This window comes from Bradyrhizobium sp. 172, from assembly GCF_023101065.1.
Lineage (GTDB): Bacteria > Pseudomonadota > Alphaproteobacteria > Rhizobiales > Xanthobacteraceae > Bradyrhizobium > Bradyrhizobium canariense_D.
Genome location: NZ_CP064701.1, coordinates 678181 through 689957 on the forward strand (window position 1 = coordinate 678181; position 11777 = coordinate 689957).

The 11777-nt window shown below is 64.7% G+C and carries 13 protein-coding genes; 9 read left to right on the forward strand and 4 right to left on the reverse strand.

What is annotated here, in order from left to right:
• Positions 1 to 56: 56 nt before the first annotated feature.
• The 3 genes from IVB07_RS03080 (at position 57) to IVB07_RS03090 (ending at position 3329) form a co-directional block, all read left to right on the forward strand.
• Positions 57 to 998 (forward strand): dihydrodipicolinate synthase family protein, encoded by a 942-nt coding sequence (locus IVB07_RS03080; protein WP_026232453.1) that lies wholly within the window; start codon positions 57 to 59, stop codon positions 996 to 998.
• A 259-nt stretch (positions 999 to 1257) separates the two neighbouring features.
• Positions 1258 to 2658 carry a selenium-binding protein SBP56-related protein gene (locus IVB07_RS03085; RefSeq protein ID WP_018453068.1) on the forward strand — a complete coding sequence of 467 codons (1401 nt, stop codon included), beginning with the start codon at positions 1258 to 1260 and terminating at the stop codon, positions 2656 to 2658.
• 77 nt (positions 2659 to 2735) lie between these two features.
• Entirely contained in the window at positions 2736 to 3329 is a 594-nt protein-coding gene (locus IVB07_RS03090; RefSeq protein ID WP_018453069.1) for a hypothetical protein, read from the forward strand.
• Positions 3330 to 3332: 3 nt separating this feature from the next.
• Here IVB07_RS03090 and IVB07_RS03095 read toward each other — a convergent pair whose 3' ends face one another.
• The 3 genes from IVB07_RS03095 to IVB07_RS03105 are packed head-to-tail and all read right to left on the reverse strand — an operon-like array spanning position 3333 to position 5899.
• On the reverse strand, positions 3333 to 4031 hold the full coding sequence (locus tag IVB07_RS03095) for a DUF1045 domain-containing protein (protein WP_018453070.1): 699 nt from the start codon (positions 4029 to 4031) through the stop codon (positions 3333 to 3335).
• Between the two features lie 18 nt (positions 4032 to 4049).
• A complete protein-coding gene (locus IVB07_RS03100) occupies positions 4050 to 5243 on the reverse strand; it encodes an alpha-D-ribose 1-methylphosphonate 5-triphosphate diphosphatase (RefSeq protein ID WP_018453071.1) in 1194 nt (397 codons plus the stop codon).
• Complete coding sequence (locus IVB07_RS03105; RefSeq protein WP_018453072.1) at positions 5240 to 5899, reverse strand: acetyltransferase; 660 nt, start codon at positions 5897 to 5899, stop codon at positions 5240 to 5242. The genes IVB07_RS03100 and IVB07_RS03105 overlap by 4 nt, the downstream gene beginning before the upstream one ends.
• A gap of 183 nt (positions 5900 to 6082) precedes the next feature.
• On the opposite strand from IVB07_RS03105, the gene phnC reads away from it, so the two are divergent.
• The 4 genes from phnC to phnE (IVB07_RS03125) all read left to right on the forward strand — a co-directional run bounded on the left by phnC (position 6083) and on the right by phnE (IVB07_RS03125) (position 9685).
• Complete coding sequence (phnC, locus tag IVB07_RS03110) at positions 6083 to 6892, forward strand: phosphonate ABC transporter ATP-binding protein (RefSeq protein ID WP_018453073.1); 810 nt, start codon at positions 6083 to 6085, stop codon at positions 6890 to 6892.
• Positions 6893 to 6955: 63 nt separating this feature from the next.
• Positions 6956 to 7891 (forward strand): phosphonate ABC transporter substrate-binding protein, encoded by a 936-nt coding sequence (gene phnD / locus IVB07_RS03115; RefSeq protein WP_026232455.1) that lies wholly within the window; start codon positions 6956 to 6958, stop codon positions 7889 to 7891.
• A 76-nt stretch (positions 7892 to 7967) separates the two neighbouring features.
• Positions 7968 to 8852, forward strand: a complete 885-nt coding sequence (phnE, locus tag IVB07_RS03120) for a phosphonate ABC transporter, permease protein PhnE (RefSeq protein WP_026232456.1) — start codon at positions 7968 to 7970, stop codon at positions 8850 to 8852.
• Positions 8849 to 9685 carry a phosphonate ABC transporter, permease protein PhnE gene (gene phnE, locus IVB07_RS03125; RefSeq protein WP_247767491.1) on the forward strand — a complete coding sequence of 279 codons (837 nt, stop codon included), beginning with the start codon at positions 8849 to 8851 and terminating at the stop codon, positions 9683 to 9685. The genes phnE (IVB07_RS03120) and phnE (IVB07_RS03125) overlap by 4 nt, the downstream gene beginning before the upstream one ends.
• A 164-nt stretch (positions 9686 to 9849) precedes the next feature.
• On the opposite strand, the gene phnF is transcribed toward phnE (IVB07_RS03125), so the two are convergent.
• Positions 9850 to 10581 carry a phosphonate metabolism transcriptional regulator PhnF gene (gene phnF / locus IVB07_RS03130; RefSeq protein ID WP_018453077.1) on the reverse strand — a complete coding sequence of 244 codons (732 nt, stop codon included), beginning with the start codon at positions 10579 to 10581 and terminating at the stop codon, positions 9850 to 9852.
• Positions 10582 to 10699: 118 nt separating this feature from the next.
• On the opposite strand from phnF, the gene phnG reads away from it, so the two are divergent.
• Both phnG and phnH read left to right on the forward strand, forming a co-directional pair.
• A complete protein-coding gene (phnG, locus tag IVB07_RS03135) occupies positions 10700 to 11164 on the forward strand; it encodes a phosphonate C-P lyase system protein PhnG (protein ID WP_018453078.1) in 465 nt (154 codons plus the stop codon).
• A gap of 4 nt (positions 11165 to 11168) precedes the next feature.
• A complete protein-coding gene (phnH, locus tag IVB07_RS03140) occupies positions 11169 to 11777 on the forward strand; it encodes a phosphonate C-P lyase system protein PhnH (RefSeq protein WP_018453079.1) in 609 nt (202 codons plus the stop codon).

An 11777-nucleotide genomic window follows, 5' to 3' on the forward strand; every position in this document is an offset into this window, starting at 1 on the left:
GTGGCGCTGTGCGAGCGTCGCGGCAGATGTAAGAGATATCAGGGATGGAGAGTTCGATGCCGGTCACGCCCCACCACAAGGCCCAGCGCCCCTATCGCGGCGTGTTCCCGGTCGCACCCACCATCTTCGACGAGCGCGGCGAACTCGACCTTGAGGGACAGCGTCGCTGCATCGATTTCATGATCGACGCAGGCTCGAACGGTCTGTGCATTCTCGCCAATTTCTCCGAGCAGTTCGTGCTCACGGATGCCGAGCGTGAGACCGTGATGCATGCGGTGCTGGAGCATGTCGCGGGCCGCGTTCCCGTGATCGTCACCACCACGCATTTCAGCTCGGCCGTCTGCGCCGCGCGCAGCCGGCAGGCCGAGGCGGCCGGTGCCGCCATGGTCATGGTGATGCCGCCCTATCACGGCGCCACCTTCCGCGTGCCCGAAAAAGGCGTCGTCGAATTCTTCAAGGTGCTGTCGGGCGCGATCAAGATTCCGATCATGATCCAGGATGCGCCTGTCGCCGGCACCCCCCTGTCGGTTGAGCTACTCGCGCGGCTGGCGCGCGATTTCGCCAACATCCGTTATTTCAAGATCGAGGTGCCGGGCGCGGCTGCAAAGCTGCGCAGCCTGATCGACGCCGGCGGCAGCGATATCGAGGGTCCCTGGGACGGCGAGGAAGCGATCACGCTGCTCGCCGATCTCGATGCCGGCGCCACCGGCGCGATGACCGGCGGCGGCTATCCCGACGGCATCCGCCAGATCGTCGATCCCTATTTCGCCGGCAAGCGTGAAGAGGCCAAAGCCGCCTACGAACGCTGGCTGCCGCTGATCAACTACGAAAACCGCCAATGCGGCCTGATCGCCTGCAAGGCGATGATGCAGGCCGGCGGCGTGATCAAGTCGGACACGGTGCGGCATCCGCTCCAGCCGTTGCACCCGGCGACGCGGGCCGGGCTGCTGGAGTTGGCCAAGGAGCGCGATGCGCTGGCGTTGAGGTGGGGGAAGTAGCGCAACGCTGTCGTCCCGGCGAAGGCCGGGACGACGCTGAGTGTGAGGTGCGCACCCCTGGCCTGATCCCGCCAGCTTCCATCTGGCTGAAGGCGTCGAATTAACGCGGTTCGGGCGGTTTCCCGCAGCCCGGCGATGACATATTGTACGCTCGCCAACCTGGCCCGCGGAGCAACTCAAGACATCGCGCAACAGCTCTTCATTATGCCGCTATTCCGAACCAGGTTGGTGCGAACCAACGAAACAGGGAGGCAGTGCCATGACGATGAGGCCGGATCCCACCTTTCACGCATCGCCCAAGCTTGCGATGGAAGCTCCTGCGGAGAACTTTGCCTACACGTTGCTGCTCAGTCCGGATTTCTCGAAACCGGATGCTCTCGCGGTGATCGACGCCAAGCCGGGATCGCCGACCTACAGCCAGATCGTCCACACCGTGACGATGCCCAACAAGGGCGATGAGTTTCATCACTTCGGCTGGAATGCCTGCTCCTCCGCCTTGTCGCCGCTCACTGGGCATGCCTTCATCGAGCGGCGCTATCTCATCATCCCCGGGCTGCGCTCGTCGCGGATTTACATCATCGATACCAAGCCCGATCCGACCAAAGCCAAAATCCACAAGATCATCGAGCCCGAGGAAGTCTTCAAAAAGACCGGCTATTCGCGGCCGCACACCATCCATTGCGGGCCGGACGGCGTCTATGTGAGCACGCTCGGCGGCGGCGGCAAGGACGGCACCAACGGGCCTCCAGGCGTCTTCATCATGGATTGCGAGACGTTCGAGGTCCTTGGACGATGGGAGATCGACCGCGGTCCGCAGACGCTGCACTATGATTTCTGGTGGAACCTGCCGCGCGACTACATGGTGACGAGCGAATGGGCATTGCCGCCGCAGTTCGAGAACGGGATCGTCCCGGAAGATCTGCTGGCGAACAAATATGGCCATCGTCTCCACTTCTGGGATCTCCGCGCCCGTCGCAACGTGCAGACCATCGACCTCGGCGCCAATCATCAGATGGCGCTGGAGGTACGGCCGGCGCACGATCCGGTTCGCGAATACGGCTTTGTAGGCGTTGTGGTCGACACCACGAATCTCGAAGCCTCGATCTGGACCTGGTGGCGCGAAGGCGGAAAATTCCATGCGGAGAAGACGGCGACGATCCCGCCCGAGCCTGCGCCAAAGGAGAAGCTCCCGCCGCTGCTTCAGGGCTTTGGCGCCGTGCCGCCGCTGGTGACCGACATCGACCTGTCGATGGATGATCGTTTTCTCTATGTCTCGTGCTGGGGCACGGGTGAAATGCGCCAGTACGACGTGAGTGATCCGCGAAAGCCGAAGCTTGCGGGCTCGGTTCACATCGGCGGCATCGCGCGCCGCACCCCCCATCCGAACGGCAAGGCATTTGCGGCCGGTCCGCAGATGGTCGAGATCAGCCGGGACGGCAGGCGGGTGTACTGGACCAATTCGCTCTATTCCACCTGGGATGACCAGTTCTATCCCGATGGCGTTCCGGGTTTGGAAGTCATGGCCAATGTCGGTCGCAATGGTGGCTTCGAGCTCGACAAGAACTACTTCGTGAGCTTCCCCGACGGATATCGTGCGCACCAGATCAGGCTGGAGGGCGGCGATTGTTCGACGGACTCCTTTTGCTACCCGTCGGCCTAGATTGGGCACACGCGAGCCTCGGCTGGCTGTGGCTCGCTCTTGTTGCGAGCGGTCTCTATCACGGGGTCAATCCGGGAATGGGCTGGCCGCTCGCCGTTTCGGCCGGGCTCATGGACAAGAGCCCGCGCGCGCTCTTTCGTGCGTTGTGGGCTCTGGCCGCCGGACATCTCCTGGCAACGCTTCTCGTGCTGCTGCCATTCGCGTTCCTGCTCGTGCTGGCCGAGTGGCAGCGTTCGATCCAGCTCGGCGCGAGCCTTTTCGTCATCGGCTTCGGCGTCTATCGGCTGGTCGAGCGGCGCCATCCGCGCGCGCTGGCACGAATTCCGCCGACGCAATTGGCGCTCTGGTCATTTGCCGTTGCCATTGCTCACGGCGCCGCCTTGATGCTCGTGCCGATCTATCTCGGGCTCTGCCAGGCCTTCGAACTCGATGCCGGCCATGAGGCCGCCGGCGCGCTGATGAAGGCGAGTCTCGGGATGGCGGTTCTGGTGTCTTTGGTGCACGTCGCTGCCATGGTCAGCGCCGGCGGATGTCTGGCGTGGCTGGTCTACCGCCATCTGGGATTGAGGTTCGTCTCGCGAAGCTGGTTCAATCTGGATGTAATCTGGGCCACCAGCCTCATTCTGGTTGGCGTTGTGGCCTTCGGCTTCAATCTCGCGAGCTGGCACTGACACTTACTGGGTCAAAGCCCACTCGCCGATGATGCGGAAGCGAGCCTTGGCGTGGTCCTGTTTGAACAGCGCGACGCGATCGATCGCAAGCGTCTTGAGGCCGAGCGCAGCAAACCTTCCCTGCAGCATTTCCAGAATCGGCCCGCGCCGCTCCACGTCGAGCCGGCCCGTCAACGTCATGTGGAAACGGAATTCCTCCATCACGTAAGGATAGCCCCAGCGGTCGAGATAGTGGCGCTGCCGTTCGCTCAGCTTCTCCGGCTTGCGCCGCGCACGGTCTTCCGCGCTCAGCGGCGCGCGGAAGGAGTCGAAGTCGCGCGCGCAATCGGCGGCGAGCTGCTGGAGTTCGCCGACCGGCTCCCCGGGAATGACGGCGATGAAGCCGCTGATGGAATCGACGACCGGGCGGATCACCGGAATTGCGCGTGCCCTGCCGGCGAATGTCGCGCAGGCCGCAACAAGCTCGACCTCGCGCCTGTCGGACGCCAGCGCCATCGGCGCCTTCAGCGTGGCGTGAAAGCCGTATTTGCGGGGATCGGCGGTGACATCACGCCAGTCCGGCGCGAGACGCGATGCGTCGGCGGGAAACGGCAGCTCGTTGCCGGTATAGGCATCGTAGCCGAGCAACTCCGCGCCGAAGCGGGTGAGCGCGCTGTCGCTGCCTGCGGCAAAATAGATCGCGTAGCGGGGGAAACTCGTCATCGTCCGAGCATAGCGGGTTTATGCCGCGGCGACAGCTTGGCGCGGGGTAGCTGGCATGCCAAGCAACCGCGTCGCCTCGGTGAGATGCACGAGCTTGCCGCCTGATATCACGGCGATCAGCCGCGGCCGCAGCGGCATGCTGTCGTCGACCAGCAGAATGTCCGCGCGCCGGCCTTCCGCGAGCACGCCGCGATCTGCAAGACCGGTCGCGCGCGCGGGCGCGGCGGAGACCAGATTCCAGGCCTCGGTCAGCGGCAGCACGCCATCGGCGGCGAGCCGGAACGCAGCGAGCAGCTGCGCGGGATAGTAGTAGTCCGAGGCCAGAACCGAGCAGAGCCCTTTGGCGATCATGTCGGATGCCCTGGTCCAGCCCGTGTGGCTGCCTCCGCGCACGACGTTCGGCGCGCCGTAGACGATGGCGTCACCGTGGCTTGCTGCCGCCCGCGCTGTCTCCTCGTTGATCGGAAACTCCGCAATCGCCACGCCCATGGCGCGAAAGCCTTCGCGCATCGCCGGCGTCGCATCATCGTGCGAGAGCATCCGCACGTCGGCGGCGCGGGCCGTCGCGGCCAGCCGTGACACGGAAGCCGGCACATCCGCGGCGCGGGACATTATGTGTCCGACCAGCCGGTCGAATTCCTCGCTCGACAGGCCGGTGCGCTCCACCATGCGATTGCGCTTGCGCGGCTTGGCCATGTCCCCAACCGTGCCGTCCATGTGGTCGTTGAAGGCGAACAGGTCGACGCGGCCCTCAGTGAGCCATTGGCTGATCTCGGTTTCGGCGTCGAGATTGTAGGTCTCGTGGCGCAGGTGAAAGCGGGTGTCGGCGGCGAATTGCGGGCGCTGCCGTTCGATCGCCTCCATCAGGCTGCGCGCATTGCCGGCGCTGCGCAGGCCCGGCTCCCACGAACAGGTCGTGGCGTGAAAAACCGTGGTGATGCCGTTGCTGATCGCCTGGCGGTCGCTGTCGGCGAGCGCGACGTCGATCGGGAAATCGACCCCGGCGCGCGGCATCATCTGTCGCTCGAAGGCATCGCCATGCAGATCGACGATGCCCGGCAGGACCAGCAGATCGCGCGCCTTGATCGCCAGCCGCGCCCGGCTGCGCGAGGCATTGATCTCTGCGATGTCCGTTCCGGACACGAGAAGCGACGTTTCGGCGAACTCGGAGCCGATCAGGGCCCGCCCGCCCTCGAGGAATATGTCTGTCACGCGACCGCGCTTCGTTTGCTGGCAGAAGAGGGTGCCCCTGCTTCGTATGCCGTGAGGAAATCCTCAATCCCGAGCTTGCGGAAATTGGGCAGGGCTTCACGCAACTTGTCGTGATCCCAGTCCCACCAAGCGAGCCTCGCAAGCCGCCCCGCAACCTCTTCCGAGAACCGCCGGCGCACGATGCGCGCCGGATTGCCGGCGACGATGGTGTAGGCCGGAACGTCCTTGGTGACGATGGCGCCGGCCGCGATCACCGCGCCGGTGCCGATGTTGCGGCCCGGCAGAACGATCGCGCCATGGCCGATCCAGACGTCATGGCCGATATGGACGTGATGCTGGCGCCGCCAGTCGAAGAATTCCGTGTCGTCGCTCTCGCCTTCGAAATAGGCGCTCGAACGATAGGTGAAGTGCGCCTGCGTGGCGCGTTGCATCGGGTGATTGCCCGGATTGATCCGTGTCATCGCCGCGATCGAGCAGAATTTTCCGATGGTGGTGTAGGTGATCTGGGCGTCGTTCACGACATAGGAGTAATCCCCCATCGTCACCTCGTGCAGCATCGTGCGCGCGCCGACCTCGGTGTAGGCCCCAAGCCTGGCGTCGTGCAGCTTCGCGGAGGGATCGACAGTCGGCTGGACCGAAAGAGCTTTGGCGGCCATGTTGAATCCGAACGAGAGGGCGGGCGTTTCTCTTCGAGCGGCTTGATGACAATGTCATGACGACGCCATGACAGGGGATGAACAGGAGATGAGGTGTGTAGGATCGCCGCACCGCAACGTCCGTGTCACACAAGTGTCAAGCGCCGGCGTTAGCGGTGGGTCCCAGCTACTCTGGAGCCCTGCATGCTGGTGGTTGAAGGTCTGACGTGTCGCTTCGGCGTGAAAGCCGCGGTGGACGACGCCTCGTTTCAAGTCTCTCCCGGCGGCTTCGTCGGCGTGATCGGACGCTCCGGCGCCGGCAAGTCGACCCTGCTGCGCACCATCAACCGTCTCGCGACCCCTGCACAGGGCCGCATCCTGTTCGACGGCCTCGACGTCACGGCGCTGCGCGGCAAGGAGCTGCGGCAGTGGCGGGCGCGCTCGGCGATGATCTTTCAGCAGTTCAATCTGGTGGGCCGGCTCGATGTGCTCACCAACGTCCTGATGGGACGGCTTGCGACGATGCCGGCCTGGCGCTCGCTGTCGCAGACCTGGCCCGAGCAGGACAGGGCGCTGGCGATGTCCGCGCTCGAACAGTTCGACATTGCCCCGCTCGCGGCCCAGCGCGCCGATCAGCTCTCCGGCGGCCAGCAGCAGCGCGTCGCGATTGCCCGCGCGCTGGTGCAGCAGCCCGACATCATCCTCGCCGACGAGCCGATCGCCTCGCTCGATCCGCGCAACACCAAGATCGTCATGGATGCGCTGCTGCGCATCAACAAGCACTTCGGCATCACGGTGCTCTGCAATCTGCATTCGCTCGACCTGGCGCGCAGCTATTGCGACCGCCTGATTGGCATGGCGCAGGGCCGCGTGGTGTTCGACGGCGCGCCGGCCGAGTTGACCGACCACGTGGCGCGCGAGCTCTACGATCTCGAAGCCGCCGAAGTCATGGGCGGCACGCCTGCACCGGTGCGACAGGGCATTCCGGCGCTTGGAACGGCGGCCGCCGCCTGAGCTGCGCCGCATCAGGACTTACCAATTTTGCGTCAACCGACCTCAACCAATGAAGAGGCTATCATGATTACTCGCAGATTGATTCTCGCCGGCGCCGCCGCGCTCGCGTTGACGACTTCGGCCTCCGCCGAAGACTGGAAAGCCAAATATCCCGAGCTGACCTTCGCGGTCATTCCGGCGGAAAACGCCTCGGGCGTGACCGAGCGCTGGGCGCCGTTCATGAGCTATCTCTCCAGGGAATTGGGCGTGAAAGTCACGCTGCGCATCGCCAACGACTACGCTGCCGTAATCGAAGGCCAGCGTGCCGGCAACATTCACATCGCGAGCTACGGCTCGGCCTCGTTCGCCCGCGCCCGCCTGACCGGCGTCAAGACCGACGCCTTCGCCAACGACATCAACTCCGACGGCTCCACCGGTTATTACTCGGTGTTCTTCGTCAAGGCGAGCAGCGCCTACAAGAGCATCGACCAGCTCAAGGGCAAGAACCTCGGCCTGGTCGACCCGAACTCGACCTCCGGCAACAACGTGCCGCGCTTCGAGCTCGACAAGATGGGCATCGCGGACGCCGACACCTATTTCAGCAAGGTCGTCTTCACCGGAAGCCACGAGAACGCGATCCTGGCGCTGGCGCAGGGCACGGTCGACGTCGCGGCCAACCAGTGGACCAGCGACAACGACTCGACATTAGCGCAGATGCTGACCAAGGGCATGCTGAAGAATGCCGATGGCTCGGCGATGAAGAAGGATGATTTCCGCATCATCCACAAGTCGGCGCCGATCATCAACGGCCCCTATGCCTACAATTCTGACCTGCCGGAAGAGGCCAAGGCCGCCATCGCCAAGGCGTTCTTCGACGCGCCGGCCAAGGACAAGGCTGCGTTCCATCGCCTCCAGGACGGCCAGAAGAAGGGTTTTCATCCCGCGACCACCAAGGATTGGGATGGCACGATCGAGCTGATCAAGTTCGTCGATGCGCTGCGTAAGAAGAAGGCGTCCTGAGTTTCGGGACGATGCCACTGGAGCCGGGTCGATGGACCCGGCTCTTTCTCTTTGATTGACCATTTTCCTGGCCAAGATGACCGTCGCGGTTTCGATCCTCCCCGAGCAACAGCTCGCCGTGCTCAACGCCGCCTATCGCCAGGCGGTGGCGCGCAAGCGGCTCCGAATCCTGTCTGGAGCCGTGATCTTCGCCGCAGCACTGTGTCTGGCCGCGATCGGCGCTGAAGTGAATCTGCGCACGCTGTTCGCCCACTTTGGCAACTTCATCAGCTATTTCGACCGCATCCTCACACTCGACACCGGCCAGCGGGTCTGGACCGATGTCGGCGAGTGGCTGTGGGGCTGGCGCAAATGGCTGAGGATGCTGGGCGAGACTTTGCTGATCTCCTATGTCGGCACGCTGATCGGCGCGACTTTTGCGTTTTGCCTGAACTTCTTTGCGGCTGAAAACACCTCGCCCGCGCCGTGGTTGCGCTTCGTCGTGCGGCGCCTGCTCGAATTCGCCCGCACGGTCCCCGGCATCGTGTTTGCCCTGATCTTCGTGATCGCCTTCGGGCTGGGGCCGATGGCGGGCGTGCTGGCGATCGCGATTCACTCCACCGGCGCGCTTGGAAAGCTGTTCTCGGAGATCGTCGAGAACGCCGACATGAAACCGGTCGAAGGCGTCCGCTCGACCGGCGCGAGCTGGCTGTCCTGCATGCGCTTCGCCATCCTGCCGCAGGTCACGGCGGGCTATGCCAGCTACGCGCTGCTGCGTTTCGAGATCAACGTCCGCGAGGCCTCCGTGATGGGCTTCGTCGGTGCCGGCGGCATCGGCCAGGAGCTCGTCGTCGCCATCCGCAAGTTCTACTACTCGGACGTCAGCGCCATCCTGCTCACCATCATCGTCACGGTTTTCATTATCGACATCAGCACCGGCTGGCTGCGCGGCCGCCTGTTCGGCAAGGAGGCGCGGACGTGACGGGGCCGCAGGACATTGACACATCAGCGCTTCGCGCGCGCTACCCTGATGTGTTCGACCGGCCGGCTTCGGCGCGGCTCCCGATGCCGGCGATGATCGTCGCGGCGCTCGCGGTTCTGATTTATGGCCTCATCGATCTCGACTTCTCGCCGTCGCGGTTGTTCGCGGGGCTCAGCCAGCTCGGTTGGATCAGCCTGATGATGATCCCGCCGGATCCCGGCTCGTCGCTGCCGGTCTATCTGAAGGCGCTGGGCGAGACGCTGTCGATTGCGCTGCTCGGCACGACGCTGGCCGCGGTCTTCGCGCTGCCGGTCAGTCTTCTTGCCGCGCGCAATGTGGTGCCGTCGAGGATTTTGCGGCGCTTCCTGGATTCAATCCGCGGAGTCGACACGCTGATCTGGGCGCTGGTGTGGATCAACGTGGTCGGGCTCGGCCCGTTTGCCGGCGTGCTCGCTATTGCCGTGTCGGATTTCGGCGCGTTTGGAAAACTGTTCTCGGAGGCGATCGAGGGCGCCGACCAGAAGCAGGTCGAGGGCATCCGCGCCTCCGGCGGTAGCGCGCTGCACGAGATTCGCTTCGGCCTGCTGCCGCAGGTCCTGCCCGTGATTGCCGGGCAGGTGCTCTATTTCATCGAGTCGAATACGCGCTCGGCCACCATCATCGGCATCGTCGGCGCCGGCGGCATCGGCCTCCAGCTCGCCGAGCAGATCCGCGTGCTGGAATGGCAGAAGGTGTCGTTCCTGATCCTGATGATCCTGGTCGCAGTCGCCGCGATCGATTTCGTTTCGGGCAAATTGCGTTTTGCGATTATCGGGCGGCGGGCGGTGGCGTAACCTTCTTCCTTCTCCCCTTGTGGGAGAAGGTGGCGCGAAGCGCCGGATGAGGGGTCTGCATCCTCAATTCAGATCAGTGCGCGGAGGCAACCCCTCACCCGTCTCGCCGCTAGCGCGGCGAGCCACCCTCTCCCGCAAGGGGAGAGGGGCAGAGGGCAGCCAGTTCACCCGTTCTCCACCAGAAATTCCACCCGCTCCGCCGCAAAGCGCGAATGCTTGGTGACCAGCGGCTTGCCGTCGAGATCGTGATCGGTGGCGTCGACCACCAGGATCGGCCGTCCCAGCGCCAGATCGAGCCGTGCGGCGTCGGTTGCGTCGACGATACCGGCGGTGATCCGGGTCGCGCCGCGGCGATAGTCCCGGACGCCGTAATGCTCGAGCAATTTCGTCATCGAGCGGGTCGCGGCAAAGACGTCGCCCGCAGCGGGGAATAGCTGTGCCGATAGCCACGTCGTGGAGACACAGATCGGCGTGCGGTCGGCGAGGCGCATCGCCTCGATCCGGACCAGCGGTGCGCCGGTCTTGAGGCCAAGCTCCCGCGCGAGTTCGCGGGTCGCAACGTCAGCGGACGCCTCGATCAGCCGGCCATGCGGTTCGCGGCCGTCCGCGCCGACGATCTCGGAGAAACGGGTCCGCGAGCGCAGTGGATAAGCGAGCTTCTGCGCCTCGACATAGGTTCCGCTGCCGCGTTCTGCCCGCACGATGCCGCGCTCGGCAAGCGCGGCCAGCGCGCGTCGCACGGTGTGGCGGTTGACGCGATAGGTTTCGGCGATCTCCACCTCGCCCGGCAGCTTGTCGCCCGCCGCAAAGCGGCCGTCGGCGATGCCGCGCTCGATGCCGTCGGCAACGAGGCGCCACAACGCGACGCCGGAGGAGGCTGTGTCCTGCATGCTCATGTGGCCGGGAAGCTACTCCAGAAATCACGCCTTTGTCACGAAACAGTCATGGCGCTCCCGTATCAAGTTGTCTAGTATCATAGACAACTTGGATTCGGCAAGTTCTGCAGAGAAGTCGGTGGATGCGGTGACCCAGCACAATAATCAGCAAGCCCAGCGCAAGGCCGCAATGTCCGTGCTGGCGCACGCGGAGGCGGGCGAGATCGCCGCTCGCCTCCACGCTCTCGCTTTGCCGGCGCATCAGGATCTGCGCGCGCCGGAAAACGGCCTCGTCATGCTGCGCGGCCGGGTCGGCGGCGATGGTGCGCCGTTCAACCTCGGTGAAGCCACGGTGTCGCGCGCCGCGGTGCGGCTTGCGAGCGGCGAGGTCGGTTTCGGCTACACGCTCGGCCGCGACGGCGAGAAGGCGCGGCTGATCGCGCTGTGCGATGCCCTGGTGCAGTCCAGCGATTTCGGCGCCGCGGTGGAGCGGGACATTATCGCGCCGTTGCGTGAGCAGCTGATGGTCAGGCGCAAGCAGGTGGCGGCCCAGACCGCCGCGACGAAGGTTGATTTCTACACCATGGTGCGCGGTGAGGGGTGAGATCATGACCACGATTGCGGAACTGCCGCCGGGGTTCGCCGATAAGGTCTTGTCGGCGCAATCGACCTTTCGCTCGGTCATGGACGCGATGGCGCGGCCGGGATCGGTGCAGCGCATCGTGCCGACATCAGGAGCGCCTCGTGTGATGATGCGCGGGACGGCCGCGATCGCGCTGACGCTGTTCGATCACGACACGCCGCTCTGGCTCGATGCGCGCATGCATGAGACTTCCGACGTCGTGAAATGGCTGAAATTCCATACTGGTGCGCCGGTGGTGCAGGATTCTTCCATCGCCAGCTTCGCGCTGATCAGCGACGGCGGGGCGCTGCCTTCGCTGGAGCGCTTCGCGCTCGGCACCAGCGAATATCCGGATCGGTCGACCACGTTGATCCTGCAGGTCGAGAGTCTCGATTCGGGACGCAGCTTCGAGCTGCGCGGGCCCGGCATCGACGGCGTCGCCACGCTCCAGGCGTCGATCAAGCCGTTCGACGTGTTCGAGCGACTTCGTATTAACGAGGCGCTGTTTCCGCGCGGTATCGATGTGGTGCTGGTCGCCGATGACGCCATGGTTGCGATCCCGCGCACCACGCGTATCGTGAGCAGGGGAAGCTAA

What these genes read in the sequence shown, in the direction of transcription:
- IVB07_RS03080 (WP_026232453.1), top strand. Translation starts at nt 57, where the DNA reads ATGCCGGTCACGCCCCACCACAAGGCCCAGCGCCCCTATCGCGGCGTG.
- IVB07_RS03085 (WP_018453068.1), top strand. Translation starts at nt 1,258, where the DNA reads ATGACGATGAGGCCGGATCCCACCTTTCACGCATCGCCCAAGCTTGCG.
- IVB07_RS03090 (WP_018453069.1), top strand. Translation starts at nt 2,736, where the DNA reads ATGGGCTGGCCGCTCGCCGTTTCGGCCGGGCTCATGGACAAGAGCCCG.
- IVB07_RS03095 (WP_018453070.1), bottom strand. Translation starts at nt 4,031, where the DNA reads ATGACGAGTTTCCCCCGCTACGCGATCTATTTTGCCGCAGGCAGCGAC.
- IVB07_RS03105 (WP_018453072.1), bottom strand. Translation starts at nt 5,899, where the DNA reads ATGGCCGCCAAAGCTCTTTCGGTCCAGCCGACTGTCGATCCCTCCGCG.
- phnC (WP_018453073.1), top strand. Translation starts at nt 6,083, where the DNA reads ATGCTGGTGGTTGAAGGTCTGACGTGTCGCTTCGGCGTGAAAGCCGCG.
- phnD (WP_026232455.1), top strand. Translation starts at nt 6,956, where the DNA reads ATGATTACTCGCAGATTGATTCTCGCCGGCGCCGCCGCGCTCGCGTTG.
- phnE (WP_026232456.1), top strand. Translation starts at nt 7,968, where the DNA reads ATGACCGTCGCGGTTTCGATCCTCCCCGAGCAACAGCTCGCCGTGCTC.
- phnF (WP_018453077.1), bottom strand. Translation starts at nt 10,581, where the DNA reads ATGAGCATGCAGGACACAGCCTCCTCCGGCGTCGCGTTGTGGCGCCTC.
- phnH (WP_018453079.1), top strand. Translation starts at nt 11,169, where the DNA reads ATGACCACGATTGCGGAACTGCCGCCGGGGTTCGCCGATAAGGTCTTG.